This window comes from Nitrospirota bacterium (assembly GCA_016195565.1).
Lineage (GTDB): Bacteria > Nitrospirota > Thermodesulfovibrionia > Thermodesulfovibrionales > UBA1546 > UBA1546.
In genome coordinates this window covers 38,329-54,424 of record JACPZK010000021.1, presented here as the reverse complement: position 1 = coordinate 54,424, position 16,096 = coordinate 38,329, and the positions used below count along the sequence as shown (strand labels likewise).

Annotated in this window: 19 protein-coding genes and 3 tRNA genes; 8 read left to right on the top strand and 14 right to left on the bottom strand. The window is 42.0% G+C overall.

From position 1 onward, the window contains the following. Positions 1-4: 4 nt before the first annotated feature. From HY035_07235 to HY035_07205, 7 genes are all read right to left on the bottom strand, one after another. Positions 5-442: a protein-export chaperone SecB gene (locus tag HY035_07235; protein ID MBI3378173.1), complete on the bottom strand. Its 438-nt coding sequence runs from the start codon at positions 440-442 to the stop codon at positions 5-7. Then, positions 432-947 carry a type II toxin-antitoxin system MqsA family antitoxin gene (locus HY035_07230; GenBank protein MBI3378172.1) on the bottom strand — a complete coding sequence of 172 codons (516 nt, stop codon included), beginning with the start codon at positions 945-947 and terminating at the stop codon, positions 432-434. The genes HY035_07235 and HY035_07230 overlap by 11 nt, the downstream gene beginning before the upstream one ends. A gap of 14 nt (positions 948-961) precedes the next feature. Next, positions 962-1,273: a type II toxin-antitoxin system MqsR family toxin gene (locus HY035_07225; protein MBI3378171.1), complete on the bottom strand. Its 312-nt coding sequence runs from the start codon at positions 1,271-1,273 to the stop codon at positions 962-964. 298 nt (positions 1,274-1,571) lie between these two features. Beyond that, positions 1,572-2,180, bottom strand: a complete 609-nt coding sequence (locus HY035_07220; protein ID MBI3378170.1) for a peroxiredoxin — start codon at positions 2,178-2,180, stop codon at positions 1,572-1,574. A gap of 122 nt (positions 2,181-2,302) precedes the next feature. Next, positions 2,303-2,388 (bottom strand) — tRNA-Leu (locus tag HY035_07215). Between the two features lie 43 nt (positions 2,389-2,431). Continuing rightward, complete coding sequence (locus HY035_07210) at positions 2,432-2,779, bottom strand: YraN family protein (protein ID MBI3378169.1); 348 nt, start codon at positions 2,777-2,779, stop codon at positions 2,432-2,434. After that, positions 2,754-3,188: a hypothetical protein gene (locus tag HY035_07205; GenBank protein MBI3378168.1), complete on the bottom strand. Its 435-nt coding sequence runs from the start codon at positions 3,186-3,188 to the stop codon at positions 2,754-2,756. Before HY035_07205 ends, HY035_07210 begins: the two co-directional genes overlap by 26 nt. An 84-nt stretch (positions 3,189-3,272) precedes the next feature. On the opposite strand from HY035_07205, the gene HY035_07200 reads away from it, so the two are divergent. From HY035_07200 to HY035_07190, 3 genes are read left to right on the top strand one after another with little or no spacing between them, the layout of a single operon-like run. Beyond that, on the top strand, positions 3,273-3,857 hold the full coding sequence (locus HY035_07200; GenBank protein MBI3378167.1) for a D-sedoheptulose 7-phosphate isomerase: 585 nt from the start codon (positions 3,273-3,275) through the stop codon (positions 3,855-3,857). Beyond that, a complete protein-coding gene (ruvC, locus tag HY035_07195; protein MBI3378166.1) occupies positions 3,802-4,416 on the top strand; it encodes a crossover junction endodeoxyribonuclease RuvC in 615 nt (204 codons plus the stop codon). Before HY035_07200 ends, ruvC begins: the two co-directional genes overlap by 56 nt. Before the next feature lies 1 nt (position 4,417). After that, on the top strand, positions 4,418-5,794 hold the full coding sequence (locus tag HY035_07190) for an FAD-binding protein (GenBank protein ID MBI3378165.1): 1,377 nt from the start codon (positions 4,418-4,420) through the stop codon (positions 5,792-5,794). A 166-nt stretch (positions 5,795-5,960) separates the two neighbouring features. Here HY035_07190 and HY035_07185 read toward each other — a convergent pair whose 3' ends face one another. Together HY035_07185 and hisA are read right to left on the bottom strand one after the other, a co-directional pair. Continuing rightward, positions 5,961-8,282 (bottom strand): PBP1A family penicillin-binding protein, encoded by a 2,322-nt coding sequence (locus HY035_07185; protein MBI3378164.1) that lies wholly within the window; start codon positions 8,280-8,282, stop codon positions 5,961-5,963. Between the two features lie 36 nt (positions 8,283-8,318). Further along, positions 8,319-9,047: a 1-(5-phosphoribosyl)-5-[(5-phosphoribosylamino)methylideneamino]imidazole-4-carboxamide isomerase gene (gene hisA / locus HY035_07180; protein MBI3378163.1), complete on the bottom strand. Its 729-nt coding sequence runs from the start codon at positions 9,045-9,047 to the stop codon at positions 8,319-8,321. 47 nt (positions 9,048-9,094) lie between these two features. Here hisA and HY035_07175 point away from each other — a divergent pair, with 47 nt between their 5' ends. Both HY035_07175 and HY035_07170 read left to right on the top strand, forming a co-directional pair. Next, positions 9,095-9,847, top strand: a complete 753-nt coding sequence (locus HY035_07175) for a DUF3108 domain-containing protein (GenBank protein MBI3378162.1) — start codon at positions 9,095-9,097, stop codon at positions 9,845-9,847. Then, positions 9,844-10,581 carry a glycosyltransferase family 2 protein gene (locus tag HY035_07170; GenBank protein ID MBI3378161.1) on the top strand — a complete coding sequence of 246 codons (738 nt, stop codon included), beginning with the start codon at positions 9,844-9,846 and terminating at the stop codon, positions 10,579-10,581. The genes HY035_07175 and HY035_07170 overlap by 4 nt, the downstream gene beginning before the upstream one ends. 77 nt (positions 10,582-10,658) lie before the next feature. On the opposite strand, the gene HY035_07165 is transcribed toward HY035_07170, so the two are convergent. Beyond that, a complete protein-coding gene (locus HY035_07165) occupies positions 10,659-11,081 on the bottom strand; it encodes an S-adenosylmethionine decarboxylase proenzyme (GenBank protein MBI3378160.1) in 423 nt (140 codons plus the stop codon). Positions 11,082-11,298: 217 nt separating this feature from the next. Between HY035_07165 and serS the strand changes: the two genes are divergently transcribed. Together serS and HY035_07155 are read left to right on the top strand one after the other, a co-directional pair. Beyond that, positions 11,299-12,567, top strand: a complete 1,269-nt coding sequence (serS, locus tag HY035_07160; protein MBI3378159.1) for a serine--tRNA ligase — start codon at positions 11,299-11,301, stop codon at positions 12,565-12,567. Positions 12,568-12,623: 56 nt separating this feature from the next. Further along, positions 12,624-12,863, top strand: coding sequence for an antitoxin family protein (locus HY035_07155; GenBank protein ID MBI3378158.1), 240 nt, complete (start codon positions 12,624-12,626; stop codon positions 12,861-12,863). Between the two features lie 209 nt (positions 12,864-13,072). On the opposite strand, the gene HY035_07150 is transcribed toward HY035_07155, so the two are convergent. The 4 genes from HY035_07150 to HY035_07135 all read right to left on the bottom strand — a co-directional run bounded on the left by HY035_07150 (position 13,073) and on the right by HY035_07135 (position 14,448). Next, the gene (locus tag HY035_07150; GenBank protein ID MBI3378157.1) at positions 13,073-13,645 is read right to left on the bottom strand and encodes a hypothetical protein; all 573 of its coding nucleotides are present in this window, start codon (positions 13,643-13,645) and stop codon (positions 13,073-13,075) included. Between the two features lie 168 nt (positions 13,646-13,813). Next, positions 13,814-14,056 (bottom strand): DUF433 domain-containing protein, encoded by a 243-nt coding sequence (locus HY035_07145; GenBank protein ID MBI3378156.1) that lies wholly within the window; start codon positions 14,054-14,056, stop codon positions 13,814-13,816. A gap of 115 nt (positions 14,057-14,171) precedes the next feature. After that, positions 14,172-14,247 (bottom strand) — tRNA-Cys (locus HY035_07140). A 126-nt stretch (positions 14,248-14,373) separates the two neighbouring features. Continuing rightward, positions 14,374-14,448: transfer RNA gene (locus HY035_07135), tRNA-Gly, on the bottom strand. A gap of 144 nt (positions 14,449-14,592) precedes the next feature. Here HY035_07135 and trpE point away from each other — a divergent pair. Continuing rightward, on the top strand, positions 14,593-16,077 hold the full coding sequence (gene trpE, locus HY035_07130) for an anthranilate synthase component I (GenBank protein MBI3378155.1): 1,485 nt from the start codon (positions 14,593-14,595) through the stop codon (positions 16,075-16,077). Positions 16,078-16,096: the final 19 nt, after the last annotated feature.

Here is a 16,096-nt window from a genome sequence, read left to right as displayed (position 1 = left end):
GATATTATTTCTTTTTCACCGTAGTTTGCTTAGTGGATTTCTTGCGAGATTGTTCTAACTTTTCATAGAAATTAATGAAATTAACAGGAGGCATATGAAATGGAGAAATACCTGCACGGCTCGTTAAATCCGCTACAATCTCTCTGACATACGGAAAAAGAATAGCTGCACAATTAATGTTTACTATCTTTTCAAGTTCCTTTGGCTTAGGAATCTCATGAAAATCAAAAAGACCTGCTAATACTATGTTAAAGATAAATGGCTGATTTTTATCGTCAGAATTGACAGACAATATAACTTGAACATTTTTATTTTTCTTTGCATATTGAACTCCGAGAGAACTAGAAACGCTAACAGGCTTATTATCCCAATTGAAATCAGGATTAATTTTAAAATGAGATTCTAAGAGCTTTATAGTTTGGATCTTAAATTTAAGTTCCATACTGAAGTTCCTTAATCTGAGTGTTGAATCTTTCGGCTTTAGTTTTATACTTCTGCCTAATTTCAGATAAACGAATAATGTTCGTGACCCTATATTCTTGTGTTGTATCTTTCAATAGCACATGAATCACATTCGGATATCTATCGAGAATGCGCAAAAGATTGTACATCGCTGTGCTTTGACATATTCTCCCCGCTTCGTATCGTGCAAAGGCTTTCAAGCCGCCACCTAATATTCCGGCCATCTGCTCTTGAGTAAGATTTAACTTTTCTCTTATTTTCTTTATTTCTATGCCTGTCAGAAGCCCATCTACCTCGCGTTGAAAATCTTTTAGTATCTTGCCCGATTCCTTCAAAGTTTTAGGGTCAACTATAGATTCGCCGCACTGAATACAGGCGTATGTAACATAGTCAGGGATTGTTTTAGTTTTCCCCTTGTATGTAAATGTTTCGTCAGTTACTTTCCCGCTTAAATTTCCGCCACATATAGGACAATTCTCCTGCATTAAAACCTCCGAGATTATTTTTCCTTAAACTGCACTACAACTACTTTTTTCCCATTTACTGAAAGCTGCAATTTTATGTAGATTTTGTTATTGCCGTCATTTACTCTATAAACGTCTTGCCATAGTTGTTGCATCTTTTCCGAAGGCATAGACTTATAAAAATCATCTTCCTGAATATTTTCAATTAAGTCAATTATAGATTCTGCATCCATGTACCCTAACGCGGCTGCACCGCGATGAGCTTCCAAAGTTATAAGATATGAGTCCGAATCGCATAAGAGTTTTTTAATTTTGCTAAGGTCGTATTTTGGCTTTGATGATGACATGGGTGTATGTTATCACAAAGATAATCCCCTTGCCAAAATATTATTTTGCGTAATATCTCAATCGGAAAGCTCATTTGGAGTATCATTATGATACAATTAACTGGGCTTGTCAAGTGTTTTTACTAAGAATGCAACAACCTGTTGATTTATATGCTTATTTTATCCAAAGTGAATTCCGCGATTCTGGGGACACGATACTTAAATCAGTCTCACGATACTTAACTCAGTCTAAAGTCTGTAAGTACCAAAGCTCAGAAGAGCAAAAGCAGGTAGCGCTATGGCACCTTCGGAGCTAAAACTACTTCAATGCCTCGTAAACCCTTCCCACCATTTTTTCAGACGGCTTGAGGGTTTTTTCGCCGGGCTTCCATGAGGCGGGGCATGCCTCATCTGTATGAGCTGCAAGATGCGCGTTGGCCTGTATCTTTCTTAATAGCTCATCTGCATTTCTCCCGACATTGTAAAAATTCACCTCTGATGCAAGAAGTTTTCCTTCGGGGTTTATGATGAATGTGCCCCGCAGGGCATGACCTGTCTCTTCATCATAAACGCCGAACATCTTTGAGAGTTTTGCGGTGCGGTCAGCAGCCATCGGGAATTTAACTTTTTCAAGCATTTTCTCTTCCCTCTGCCATGCAAGATGAACGAATTTCGTGTCTGTGCTTACTGTGATGACCTCTGCACTTTCTTTTTTAAGGTTTTCATACTGATCTGCCAGATCAGCGAATTCCGTTGCTCAGACGAATGTGAAATCAGCAGGATAGAAAAAAAGTATCGTCCATTTCCCTTCTTTCTTCAATGCCTCAAGACTTCTCTCTCCGAAAAAATTCTCAGCAGGCTCAAATGTCTCAATCTTAAAATCCGGCACTGCTTGCCCAACTCTCAAACCACAGCATGGTTCGCACATAATGCACCTCCTGAAATAATCTTAATTAAATTTTAGCTGAAATTTTGTTTTTGTAAAGAAAAGAAGTAACAGGACAAATGATACCGCTCAAAGGGTTCGGCATCGGTGTGTTTTAAAGGATATGGTGCCGAAGGCGGGATTTGAACCCGCATGGGTTGCCCCACACGCCCCTCAAACGTGCGTGTCTACCAGGTTCCACCACTTCGGCATCCTGATATACTATTACAAAAATAGAGATGTTTTCAACTACTCTATATCTCAAATGCATCCTTGATATGCTCTATCTCGTTTTTTGCCCCGCTTAATTTAATGCTTATGACATCAAATCTTGCAGCGCAGGTTTTCTTCTGATTTTTAAGATAGAACAGGGCGAGGTTTTTCAGTTTATGTTTTTTCCTTGAGTCTACGGCCTCAAACGGATAACCGAAGGCATTGCTTGAACGGGTTTTGACCTCAACAAAAACAAGCGTCTCTCCGTCCTTTGCAATGATATCCAGTTCCCCAACTGGAGTCTTGTAATTTCTTCCGATTATCCTGTAACCTTTGTCTTTGAGGAATTCAGCGGCGAGATCCTCACCCCTGCTGCCAACCTGTTCCATTCGCTTCAAGTCTCCTTATGAGTTTTGGAATACCCTCTATGTCCTGGATTTCTTTCTGGCATAGTATCTTTATCAATTCCCTGAACGCCGAGAATTCTTCCCACTGCCCATTCAGGTGCCTGCATAGAGCTTTATTCAGGCTTTCTCCTTTTTCATCCCAGTCAAGGAGTATTATCACGCGGTGAAACTTCTCCGATATCTCTTCGCAAAAGTCATATATGCTCTGCCCGCTGTGAAGCATGAGTATCTCTCCCTGAAGCCCAAGCTCCCTGAGCGCAATTGCATCTCTCTTTCCCTCAACTATTACGGGGATATCTTTGTTACGTTCGCAGAGGGTTTCAAATATCTCGCGCAGTCTTGACGCCCTTCCCATGTTGTCTGTAAGCTGGCCGTTTCTCTGGATATTCATGATTCCGTACGCCCTTTATTCATATTTTACCCTAAAAATCAATTGACAGGTAAAGCATAATTAAATTAATCTATCAATACACTTATGAAAGAAAAAATCTTAAAGGCATTTGAAGAAAGCATAAAGGTCAAGGAACAGTTCATAAAAGAGAACGTTGACGCTGTAGTTGAGGTGTCAAAAGCCATAGCTGACACCTTTAGTGACGGCAAAAAACTTATTCTCTTTGGCAACGGCGGCAGTTCAACAGACGCTTCTCATATAGCGGCTGAATTTGTTAACAGGTTCAAAAAGGAAAGGCCGGGCCTTCCTGCAATCGCCCTTAATACTGATATGGCAGTCATTACTTCTATTGCAAATGATTATGATTATTCTGATGTGTTTGCAAGGCAGCTTAAGGCGCTCGGAGAAGAAGGCGACATTGTTATTGCCATAAGCACAAGCGGAGGCGCAGCCAATGTGCTTAAGGCGATGGACGTGGCAAAGAAGAAGAAAATAAAGTCCATAGCATTTACCGGAGCCAAAGGAGAAAAATTTGCGGCAAAGGCCACATATGCATTTATTGTCCCCTCTGATAACACCCCGAGAATTCAGGAAACCCACATAACGCTTGGACATGTCCTCTGCCAGATGGTGGAGGAGATACTTTTTGAGGCGCCAAGAAAAAAATAAGTCAAGGATTATACTCGGCATTGATCCGGGCAGTATTGTCTGCGGCTATGGAATAATAAAGACAGTTGAGAGTTATAAGTTAAAAGTTAAAAGTGAAAATAAAAATATATATCCACGACTCTTAACTCTTAACTCTCAACTCTTAACTTCAGATGCTGTCTATGTTGCATCGGGAAGAATAATGCTGCCTTCTAAACAGCCGCTGGATGTAAGGCTGAAAGAACTTTACGCCAACCTTACAGACATTATAAGAGAATATTCCCCCAATGAAGTTTCCATTGAAAAGGTTTTTTTTGCAAAGAGCATAAAGGCTGCCCTTGTCCTCGGACAGGCAAGAGGCACGGCGCTGGTTGCAGCAGCTTCTTCCGGGCTTCCTGTTTATGAGTACAGCGCGCTTGAGGTTAAGAAGGCAGTTGTGGGCTACGGCAGGGCAGAAAAACATCAAGTTCAGAGTATGGTTTCAAAAATACTGAATCTGAAAACCAAATTATCTACGGACAGCGCAGATGCGCTTGCACTGGCATTGTGCCATCTAAATACAATGAAAATCTTAAAGTAAGATGAAAAATAATGACCGGTTGGAAAACAAGATTAGAGATATCCTTCCTGACATAAAGATATCAGTGGAGCCGGAAGATTTAATTTGTTACGGCTTTGACGCATCCGGGATTGAAAGCCGTCCCTCGGCAGTTGCCTGGCCAAAAAACACAGAAGAAGTTGTCAGGGTGATGAAGTATGCCTTTGAAAATGAGATATCTGTCACGCCGAGAGGCGCAGGCACAGGCATGACAGGAGGCTCCATTCCATTGAACGGCGCCATTGTCTTAAGCCTTGAGAAGATGAATAAACTGGTAGAACTTGACACTAATAATCTCAATGTTGTTGTTGAGCCCGGAATTATAAACGGCAGGCTGCAGCGTGATATTGAGCATCTCGGTTTTTTCTATCCGCCTGATCCCGCGAGTATGAATTTCTGCACAATAGGGGGAAACGCGGCGAATAATGCAGGAGGCCCGAGGGCATTGAAATACGGTGTCACAAGGGATTATGTGATGGAGATAGAGGCGGTGCTGCCTGACGGCGGCGTGATAACAACAGGGGTGAGGACAACAAAAGGGGTTGTAGGCTATGACCTTACGAGATTACTCACAGGCTCGGAAGGCACTCTTGCTGTGATAACAAAACTGCGTCTCAGGATTCTTCCTTTGCCGGAAGAGGTTATTACTCTGCTTGCTATGTTTGATAACCTTGAGGCATCAGGTTCAGCAGTAGCAAAAATAACAGCATCAAAAATAATACCGAGGACTCTTGAGTTTATGGATGCAGGAACAATCGCTGCAGTAGAGAATTTCAAGCCTGTGGGAATTCCGAGAAACGTTGAGGCGCTTCTTCTGATTGAACTGGACGGGCATCCGTCAGCAATAACAAAACAGGCGGAAAAGATAATAGAGATATGCGAATCACTCAATGCGGAAGTGAAGATGGCAGAGGATGATGCTGCACGTGATAAGCTCTGGGAGGCAAGGAGGTCCATATCGCCTGCGCTTTATCACATGAATTCAACTAAGATAAATGAAGATATTGTTGTGCCGAGAGATAAAATCCCTGACATATTAAAAAAGCTGAGAAGGCTTTCAGAAGAAAGCGGCATACAGATAGTGAATTTCGGACATGCAGGAGACGGCAATATCCATGTAAATATCATGGTTGATAAAAAAGACGGTGGAAAATACCTTAAGGCAGAATCTCTTGTGAGAGAGATATTTGAGGCAACTCTAAGCCTTGGAGGCACTATCTCAGGAGAGCACGGCATAGGGATTACAAAGGCTCCGTATCTCAGTATGGAAATAAGAAAACATGAGCTTGAGCTGATGAAAGGAATAAAAAATCTCTTTGACCCTAAAAACATTCTTAATCCGGGGAAGATTTTTATATGAACGTTAAAACCTGATATGTCATTGCGAGGCTCGTCCCGAGCCGAAGCAATCTCATGACAGGTTCGGAACAATTTCAAAAGAAAGATTGCCACGCGGAGTTTATTCTGAGCGTAAAAGCAAGATTGCTTCGCCTTCGGCTCGCAATGACAAGAAGGGAATTATCGGGTTAATCAAAATCCGGATTAGAAATGCTTTTTCGCTCCACTCCAGATGGAGAAGGCGAAGCAGTGGAGAATTGTGTCGGCTGCGTGCCGTCTTTAAAATATTCCTTTAAAGAGGTTGCGGTTTCTTCTTTTGACAGAAGCCCTGTTGACGGGTCAATCGGATAGATTACAATGCCTTCCGGCACAGAGAAATCAGAAGATTCTACAATGTTTGATGCAGACTTCATAAAGTTAAGCCATATCGGTGACGCCGCCCTGGCTCCTGTTTCCTGAGAGCCCAGAGGCCTCACATCGTCGAACCCCACCCATACAGACGCAGTAATGCCTGTTGTATATCCAACAAACCAGGCATCCCTGTAATCATTTGTTGTGCCTGTTTTTCCTGCTGCAGGTTTGCCTAAAGCCTTTATCCTCCAGCCTGTTCCATGATTTATAACATCCTGCATCATTGATGTTATGAGAAACGCTGTCTGATTGCTTATTGCCTGCATCCCTTCCGGTTCATTGCTCTCAAGTATCTTTCCTTTTGAATCAGTGATGTATTTAACTGCGATGGGGTTCATTCTTAGTCCATTGTTGGCAAATACGCTGTAGCCTGAGCAGAGTTCAAGCGGAGTGACACTAAGGCTGCCAAGAGCAATGCTTAAGTTATGCGGTATATCGCCTTCAAACCCGATGTTCCTGGAGAATTTTATAACTTTATCAACCCCTATTGCGTCCACAAGTTTCACTGTTATCACATTCCTTGAATACGCAAGCGCCTCCCTAAGCCTTGTAGGCCCGTAATGTTTGTGGTCATAGTTTTCAGGCGTCCAGTCACCCTTGGGCCCGCCTTTATATGTGACAGGCTCGTCATTTATCATGGACGCGGGCGTAAACCCGTTATCCATTGCAGCAGCGTATATTATCGGCTTGAACGCAGAGCCGGGCTGGCGTTTTGCATAGATTGCACGGTTAAATTCGCTCTTGGTGTAATCATAGCCTCCGATAATTGTCCTTATAAAACCTGTTCTCTGTTCAATTGCTACGACTGCGCCTTCCACTTCAGGTTCCTGCTCAAGGGCAAGGCTGACCTCTTTCCCCTTTACGCCCTTAATCTTTACCTTAACAATATCCCCCGGTTTGAGTATCTTTGTCAGATTAAATCCCTTTATCGTTGTGGTTTTCTTTGTTTTTGAATCCAGAAGAGCGCTTGCCCACTGGGCATCGGCTATTGACAGCTTGCCGATAATCCCCCTTGTCTTAATAACAGCCTCAGTTTCACTCACTTTAAGGACAAGCCCTGATGTTATGTCATCCCCGCCTCCGATAGCAGCGTTTTGCACATCTTTGCTCTCCATCTCTTTTTTAACGTCTATATCCTTCTTATGCTCTACAGGGCCGCGCCATCCTCTCCTCTTGTCAAGCTCTCTGAGTCCTTCCTGAAGCGCCTTTTGTGCGGCAGCCTGCATTGCCCTGTCAAGCGTAGTATAAACCTTCAGTCCTCCCTTGTAGACAGTCTCTTCTCCGTACTTTTCCTCCAGATATTTCCTGACATATTCAATGAAATAATTATTTGACTCCAGTCCCCTTCTCAGGGTTGAGAGATAAAGGGGCTGCTTTGCCGCCTTCTCCCTTTCAGACTTTTTGATATATCCTTCTTCCTCCATCCGAAAAAGCACTGTCTCCTGCCTTTCCTTTGATTTTGTGAGGTTGTTATAAGGAGAATATGTCGAGGGCGCCTTTATAAGAGCGGCTATCATTGCCGCCTCCGGCAGAGTCAGTTCTCCCACTGATTTGCCAAAATACACACGTGATGCCATCTCAACGCCGTAAGCGCCGTGGCCAAAGTATATCTTGTTCAGATAAAGCTCCAGTATCTCTTTTTTATCCAGATTTTTCTCCATCTTTATTGCAAGGGATACCTCCCTGACCTTTCTTTTAAATGTTTTCTCAGGGGTGAGGAATACAACTTTTGCGAGCTGCTGGGTTATTGTGCTGCCGCCTTCTTTAAGCCCGGCATGGAGAATATCCTTTAAGACCGCCCTGCCGATTGCAATGTAATCTATGCCCTTATGATTCCAGAACCTTGAATCCTCAACAGCTATCACTGCATCTATAAGGTGTTTTGGCATTCTGTTCAGAGGCACAAAAACGCCCTTTTCAACTTTGAGTTCCCCGATGAGAGTGTCGTCATCAGCGTATATCTTTGTGCCTGACGTAGGCTTGTACTGTTTGAGTTCTGCGATGGAAGGAATTCCTTTTGCAAACGCAAAGTACCCTCCGACAGATACGCCGGTTATTACTGAAATGATTAGAAGAAAAACAACAGCCCGTGCTTTCATAGTTAAATTGATTATAACCCCGACCTGAAAGCGCTGTCAAAAACCCGGAGACTGAGCAATCCTTATAGCCTCTTTCAAGTCAACAGCGCCCGAATAAATAGCCTTGCCTGTTATCACACCCCAGAGATTTTTAATCTCCTTCAAAGCTATTATGTCTTTGATGGAAGACACGCCGCCGGATGCAATTATCGGTATGCTGACGGTTTCAACCATTTCTTCCATGGCAGGGATATTCGGGCCGGCAAGCATGCCGTCCCTTGATATATCAGTGTATATTATGCCTGCGGCGCCGGCCTTTTCCATTTCTCGCGCAAGGTCTTTTGCGTCAGCGCCCGTAACCTCAACCCAGCCTTTTACTGCAACCTTGCCGCCTTTGGCATCAATGCCTGCAAGGATTCTGCCCGGATATTTATTGCAGGCGTCTTTCATAAGAGAAGGTTTTTCTATCACCGCTGTTCCGAGGATTATTCTGTTAATGCCGAGGGCGATAAGTTCGTCTATTTTTTTTATATCCCGTATGCCTCCACCGACCTCTATGTCAATTGATACGGATTCCCGTATCTTTATTATTGCATTAAAATTTTTCTGACTGCCTGTGAATGCGCCGTCAAGGTCCACAACATGAAGGAGTTTTGCCCCGCATCCCTCCCATCTCTTTGCCGTTGATGCAGGGTCGTCTGAATATATTGTTACAGCATCTTCCTTTCCCTGAAGGAGCCTGACGCATTGCCCGTTTTTTAAATCTATTGCAGGAATAACAAACATAGATTAATATAACATAAGCGGGAAAAGATAAAAATTCAAAGAGCAAAATGAAAAATTACAATTTAAATTTTAAAAAGTTACTCTTTAATTTTGCATTTTTAATTTTTAATTTTGCATTTGCAACTGCTGCTTTTCCATTCAACATTCCGGAGAGGTTTGAATATGAACTCACATGGACGGGCGTAAAGGCAGGCACAGCCACACTTGAGATAACAAGAACAGGCAATGACGTGAAAATCATCTCTACAGCGCAGTCAGCTAACTGGGTTTCTATTTTTTATACTGTTGACGACAGGGTAGAGAGCATTCTCGCAAAAAAATCCTCATTGATGTTTCTCGGAGAGCCTGTCAATTACAGGCTCAGGATACGAGAAGGCCGGCATAGAAGAGACAAAGAGGTAATTTTTAACTCCGGCAATAAAGTTACATACATAGACCATATCAATAATGAGAAGCATAGTTTTGATGTGCCTTCTCTTATATTTGACCCGCTGTCGAGCTTCTATTATCTCAGGACGCTGAAGCTCGTTGTTGGAGAGCCTGTATATATAACCATGTTTGACAGCAAAAAAGTCTGGAATGTTGAAGTGCAGGTGCTCAGAAAAGAAAAGGTAATGCTTCCGACAGGCACAGTTGATACAATCTTGGTTAAGCCGTTAATGAAATCAGAAGGAATATTTTATAAGAAAGGCGACATCTATATCTGGCTGACAGACGATGAGAAGCGGATACCTGTAAAACTCCAGACAAAAGTCGCCATAGGCTCTATCAATGCCCTATTAGTCGGAGGAAGGTATTGATACCAGTATCAATTGTAATCGTAACAAAAAATGAAGAGGCAAATATTGAAGCTGCGCTTGACAGCGTAAAGGATGCCGCTGAAATAGTTGTCATTGACTCATTCAGTTCGGACAGGACTGTTGAAATATGCAGGAAATACACGGATAAAGTATTTCAGAAAGAGTGGGAAGGGTATGCAAGGCAGAAGCAGTCGGCGGTTGACCTTGCCGAAGGCCCGTGGGTTTTTATACTTGACGCTGACGAGCGATTTACGCCTGAACTGAAGGCAGAGGTTATAAATGCAGTAGAAGAAGACAGCTATGACGGTTTTTATGCCCCGAGAAAAAACTTTTTCATGGACAGATGGATCAGGCACGGAGGGTGGCGGCCTGATTATACCTTAAGGCTGTTCAGGAAAAATGCAGGCAAGGTTGAAGACAGAGAGGTGCACGAGAAGGTAATTGTCAATGGGAGCGTGTCGTATCTTAAAAATCCACTTGTCCATTATACGTATAATTCTGTTTCCGATTATTTGAAGCGGATGGACGTTTATTCCACGCTTGCAGCAAAGGAACTTAAAAAAACCGGAGTTGCGCCTAATGTGCTGGACTTTCTTCTGCGCCCGCCGGCTGCATTCATAAAGATGTTTTTTTTCAGATTCGGTTTTCTGGACGGCAGATACGGGTTGGTGCTTGCTGTGCTTTACAGCTACTATACTTTTCTGAAATATGCAAAGACATGGGAAATGAAGTAGAAGATATGAATATATTGAGAGTTAAAAATTAGAGGTTTTCAATTTTTCACTTTTAACTTTAAACTTCTAACTTTTTGTTATGCAGTCCTGCAGCCTGCGACAAGAGTCAGTTCGGAAGAATTCACCTTATATGGCAGCTTTTCTCCTGAATGAGAGAGAATGCCGCGCTTCATCTCAACAACAGACGGATTTTTGCATCTGAATTTTTCAATCAGAAACTGAGCGGCAACTTCGGGCTTAATAATATCGCCGCAGGTAAAAATATCTACAGCTGCATAACCGTATTCCGGCCATGTGTGGATAGAAAGATGAGATTCAGCTATAACTACCATACCGCTTATTCCAAATGGACTGAATTCGTGGAAGGATACATCAATGATGGTTGCTTTAGCCTTTTTTGCCGCTGAGACCATTGCATCTCTTACCTTGTCGAGGCTTTTGAGAATTTCAGGATCACAATCCTTAAGCTCCACTAATAAATGTTTACCTAAAGCATGCAACCCTCTACCTCCATGTCAGATTTTAATCTAAAGAGCTTCATTGCTCTCTTAAGCTAAATAAATTACAGCAACATGAAATTTTTGTCAAGATTTTTTTGACCCTTGAATAAAAAAATGTTTTCTAAAAATAATCTTAGGAAAATCACCGCTTCACTTTTATGTCTCATTACGATATATTATACACAATAATCAGATACTGTCATTGTGAGGGAAAGACATGCTTGACGCAAAGATTGTGAGGGAGGATACAGCAAGAGTGGAAGAGTCGCTCAGGAAGAGAAGCTACGGCCTCTCCATACTTGACAGGTTTCTGAAAATAGAAAATGAACGGAGAGAACTCCTCAGGCTCATAGAGGAAAAAAGAGAGCAGAGAAACAAAATCTCGCAGGAGATAGCGAAATTAAAAAGAGAAAAGAAGGATGCGGCTTCAATCTTAGCAGAAGCAAAAAACATATCTGACTTCATAACGGAAAAAGAAGAGCGGCTGAAAGTTTTGGAAGAAGAAGCAAGGCAGGAGCTTTTAGTTATTCCAAACATCCCTCACGAATCAGTCCCTAAAGGAAAAGACGAGACAGAAAATGTTGAGATAAGAAAATGGGGCGCTCCGAAGGAATTTGATTTCCCTCCATTGAATCACTGGGACATTGCAGCGATGCTTGACATCATAGACTTTGACAGGGCATCAAAGATTGCAGGCGCAAGATTTTCGTTGATGAAAGGCATGGGCGCAAGGCTTGAAAGGGCACTGATGAATTTCATGCTTGACCTGAACACATCTAAAGGATACAAAGAAATATTGCCGCCATTGCTTGTTAACCGCGAATCCATGACAGGCACAGGACAGCTTCCGAAATTTGAGGCGGAGTTGTTCAGGACAGCAGACCCTGAGTTCTATCTCATTCCGACCGCAGAGGTTCCCGTGACAAACATCCACAGAGAAGAAATTCTGAATGAGAATGATCTGCCTATATACTACACTGCATACACTCCATGCTTTAGGCGCGAGGCAGGCTCATACGGCAAAGATACGAGAGGCTTGATAAGACAGCACCAGTTCAATAAAGTTGAGATTGTAAAATTCGTGAAGCCTGAGGATTCATACAGCGAGATTGAGAAGCTTACAAATGATGCGGAGGACATTCTTCAACGGCTTGGCTTGCCGTACAGGGTAATTGCTCTTTGCACAGGTGACCTCGGTTTCTCGGCAGCAAAGACTTATGACATTGAAGTCTGGCTTCCGGGCCAGCAGAAATACAGGGAGATTTCTTCATGCTCTAATTTTGAGGACTTTCAGGCAAGAAGGGCGAATATAAGATTCAGGCGTGAAGGGAAGAAAGGAACGGAGTTTGTTCACACGCTTAACGGTTCTGCGCTCGCAATCGGAAGAACAGTCGTTGCTATCCTTGAGAACTATCAGCAGAAAGATGGAAGCGTCATCATCCCCGAAGCGCTGAGGAAGCATATGGGGGTTGAGGTGATAAAGTAATTTTAGGCAGGATTTTGATGTGATGTGATAAAATAATCAAAAAGGAGGGGATAAAAATGCCGAAGACAATAGAAGCGATTTATGAAGATGGAGTGCTTCGTCCCCTTAATCCAATAAAAGGACTGAAGAAGCATCAAAGGATTGCTATAACTTTTGAAAAACCTTCCAAGAAAAAACATCCACTTGAAGGGCTTTGCGGGATTCTGCCTGACAGCGACGCCAAAGAGATGCTGAAGATTGTTAAAGAGGAATTTGAAAAGGTAGATTGTCTTCTGGATTGCAGCCATCTGCATTGAGCATAAGATGCCTTTTATTAGCAATGATGCGCACTTCAAAGGCATAGAACATCTTACGCTATTATCAGTTTAGTATGGTGCTGTAGCTGAAATGCCTACTTGTAATTGTATTTGCGGATAACGCCTGCAGTTCCGGCGACTTAAAACAAGTGAAGATTAAAGCTTGAACTGTGCGGCGCAGTCTCACCGCGTCCGATCTTTATTTTTATTTATTTTCCGTGTAGCGGCGCGTTCCATTCCACATAATCTGATACTCTTTTCAGAAAAGCCGTTGATGTTTCAGAATCGTTTTTTCTAAAGCCAAGGAGGTCCTCGCACATTTCTTCTATATATTTAATATCTGTAATATCTGGTTTCTTCTTCATCCTATGGATAAAAGATAAGTGATTTTTAACTGCAAGTTTTCCTACCGCTAACTTATTTTGCCCCACAATTATTGAATTTGCATTTTTTGATCCCCATACAAGAACTAGAACAATAAGGAGAATAATTGAAACCCCTGATAATGTCTTGAGCCATTGTTTCTTGATTTTCCTGATTAAAGGTGTATTCGTATCTTCTTTCACAAAAATCAGTGAAACTATTTCAATCAAAAATGCTAAGGCTACCCAAAAAACACCAATTAAGGTATCTGCTTTCTGTTCTACTAATGAGGCAATTTGTTCTGGAGCATGGGCAACTTTAGAATAAGGAGATGTTAAATGTAATATGGCTTCTGGACTTAACGCAAAGATACTCCAAGCCATTTTTATTGCACCGACCAAACCGATGAAAGCCGCCATTAAACTTAAAAACCGTGATAGCTTCATATTACTTTAACAATTATACGAACTTTCTTTTTACTGAAGACATGAGAAAATATAACACAAAAGGCACAGTTAAAGAAGAAATTTTTTCAATAAAAATAATAAGGCAATTTGAGATTTTTGGTAATCTCAGGAGAGATATTTTCATCTATCAGCAGTTTCAAGCTCTATCTCCGATATGTGCTTTGTCGTATCAGAAGCAAATAGTATTGCAGCCTTAATATCCTCCTCTTTTAAATCAGGATAATATTTTGTTATTTCCTTGGCAGTTGTGCCCTCGGCAAGCATATCAAGAACGACATAAACGGGGATACGTATGCCTTTGAAGACAGGCTTGCCGAGAAGAATCTTGGGGTTTATCTCAATTTTTTCATGATAATTTGCCATGAGCCGCCTCCTTGCTGATTTTAAATAAGTATAGCATGGTATTTGTATTATTTCCTTCTTTAGTCGAAAAATTTAAGCGATAACCTTAGGAAAGAGCGAAGAATGCAGAAAATTTTGGAGGCGGCGAGCGGATTTGAACCGCTGCATAAAGGTTTTGCAGACCTCCCCCTTAGCCACTTGGGTACGCCGCCAATAAAAATAGTTAAGAGTTAAAAGTGATAAGTGAAAAGTTAAAATCCACTTCTCTTTTTCCTTTAATTCATAACTCTACACTTTTAACTTCTAACTACAAATTTTGTTTCACAAAATTTGCATTATGGAGCGGGAAACGGGGCTCGAACCCGCGACCCCAACCTTGGCAAGGTTGTGCTCTACCACTGAGCTATTCCCGCATAAAAGAAAAAAGTTGAGAGTTGAAAGTTAAAAATTAAAAGTTGAAACCCAAAATCTTTAACTCTTAACTTCTAATTTCCAACTCTTAACTCGCTTTTGAGTTATACTATCAAGAATAATGAAAAAAGGACTTGTTTGTCAATATGCTGTATCCTGACCTTAAAGAGTTTAAGTCTCTATGCGGAAAGGGAAATCTCATCCCTGTCTATAGGGAAATCCTTGCTGATTTTGACACTCCTGTCTCTGCATTTTTAAAGATTGGCAAAAGCCCTTCTTTCCTTCTTGAGAGTGTTGTCGGAGGAGAGAAATGGGCCAGATATTCCTTCCTCGGAACTAATCCGTCAAAGGTTATAAAGGGCAGGGGAAAGAAGATGGAGATAATAGAAAGAGGCAGGAAGCCGGTTGTATTTGAGGCAGAGGACCCTGTGGATGTGCTTAAAAGAGAGATAGCTCTTTATAAGCCTGTTGATGTTCCGGGTCTTCCGAGATTTTCAGGCGGCTTGGTCGGATATATGGGATATGACATGGTCAGATTTTTTGAGCGTGTTCCTGACAGCAAAAAACCCGGCATTGATTTGCCTGATATGTTCTTTATGCTTGCTGACACAATGCTCATATTTGACAGCCTTAAGCAGAAGATAAAAATTGTCTCTAATGTGCATGTAGACGGGAAAAGCCCTGCAAAGGCGTATAAAGAAGCAGTGGAAAAGATAGATGCAATAACGGAAAAGTTAAAAAGTGCAAAGTTGAAAGTTAAAAATTCAAAAGGCAAGAAACAAAAACCAGTCAACAAATTTAAATCCAGCTTTAAGACGAAAGAGGCTTTTGAGAAGGCTGTGCTTAAGTCAAAAGAATATATTGCGGCAGGCGATATATTTCAGGTTGTGCTCTCGCAGAGGTTTGAGCGCAAATCAGACGTTAAGCCGTTTGATGTTTACCGTGCGCTGCGTGTGATTAATCCGTCTCCTTACATGTATTACATTGACACAGGAGACGCAGAGATTGCCGGTTCATCTCCTGAGATACTTGTCAGGGTTGAGGATAAGAAAATTGTTCTGAGGCCTATTGCAGGCACAAGGAGAAGGGGCGAAACAGAGGCAGAGGATAAAGCCTTGGAAGAGGAGCTTAAAAAAGACCCAAAGGAAATGGCAGAGCATATAATGCTCGTTGACCTTGGAAGAAATGATGTCGGCAGGGTTGCAGAGAAAGGTTCTGTTAATGTGACAGAGTTGATGGCTGTTGAAAGATACAGCCATGTGATGCACATGGTCTCAAATGTTGAAGGAAAGCTGGAGAAAAATCTTGATGCGTTTGATGTGCTTAGGGCATGTTTTCCGGCAGGCACTGTTACAGGCGCTCCAAAGGTTCGGGCCATGGAGATTATAGATGAACTTGAGCCTATAAAGAGAGGGCCTTATGCCGGCTCTGTGGGATATTTCAGCTATTCAGGGAATATGGATACATGTATCACTATAAGAACGCTTATAATAAAAGACGGGAAGGTTTATGTTCAGGCAGGCGCAGGGATAGTAGCTGATTCAGTGCCTGAGAGGGAATACACTGAAACAGTGAATAAGGCTATGGGGATGATGAAGGCAGTGGAGATGGCAGAGAGAGGACTAAATTAAAAGTTAAAAGTTGAGAGTT

Excerpts from the sequence above, each read along its gene's own strand:
- HY035_07145 (MBI3378156.1), bottom strand. The coding sequence starts at position 14,056 with ATGGCAAATTATCATGAAAAAATTGAGATAAACCCCAAGATTCTTCTC.
- HY035_07225 (MBI3378171.1), bottom strand. The coding sequence starts at position 1,273 with ATGTCATCATCAAAGCCAAAATACGACCTTAGCAAAATTAAAAAACTC.
- HY035_07155 (MBI3378158.1), top strand. The coding sequence starts at position 12,624 with ATGCCGAAGACAATAGAAGCGATTTATGAAGATGGAGTGCTTCGTCCC.
- HY035_07185 (MBI3378164.1), bottom strand. The coding sequence starts at position 8,282 with ATGAAAGCACGGGCTGTTGTTTTTCTTCTAATCATTTCAGTAATAACC.
- HY035_07200 (MBI3378167.1), top strand. The coding sequence starts at position 3,273 with ATGAAAGAAAAAATCTTAAAGGCATTTGAAGAAAGCATAAAGGTCAAG.
- HY035_07235 (MBI3378173.1), bottom strand. The coding sequence starts at position 442 with ATGGAACTTAAATTTAAGATCCAAACTATAAAGCTCTTAGAATCTCAT.
- HY035_07175 (MBI3378162.1), top strand. The coding sequence starts at position 9,095 with ATGAAAAATTACAATTTAAATTTTAAAAAGTTACTCTTTAATTTTGCA.
- trpE (MBI3378155.1), top strand. The coding sequence starts at position 14,593 with ATGCTGTATCCTGACCTTAAAGAGTTTAAGTCTCTATGCGGAAAGGGA.
- HY035_07210 (MBI3378169.1), bottom strand. The coding sequence starts at position 2,779 with ATGGAACAGGTTGGCAGCAGGGGTGAGGATCTCGCCGCTGAATTCCTC.
- HY035_07230 (MBI3378172.1), bottom strand. The coding sequence starts at position 947 with ATGCAGGAGAATTGTCCTATATGTGGCGGAAATTTAAGCGGGAAAGTA.
- hisA (MBI3378163.1), bottom strand. The coding sequence starts at position 9,047 with ATGTTTGTTATTCCTGCAATAGATTTAAAAAACGGGCAATGCGTCAGG.
- serS (MBI3378159.1), top strand. The coding sequence starts at position 11,299 with ATGCTTGACGCAAAGATTGTGAGGGAGGATACAGCAAGAGTGGAAGAG.
- ruvC (MBI3378166.1), top strand. The coding sequence starts at position 3,802 with ATGTCCTCTGCCAGATGGTGGAGGAGATACTTTTTGAGGCGCCAAGAA.
- HY035_07205 (MBI3378168.1), bottom strand. The coding sequence starts at position 3,188 with ATGAATATCCAGAGAAACGGCCAGCTTACAGACAACATGGGAAGGGCG.
- HY035_07150 (MBI3378157.1), bottom strand. The coding sequence starts at position 13,645 with ATGGCGGCTTTCATCGGTTTGGTCGGTGCAATAAAAATGGCTTGGAGT.
- HY035_07190 (MBI3378165.1), top strand. The coding sequence starts at position 4,418 with ATGAAAAATAATGACCGGTTGGAAAACAAGATTAGAGATATCCTTCCT.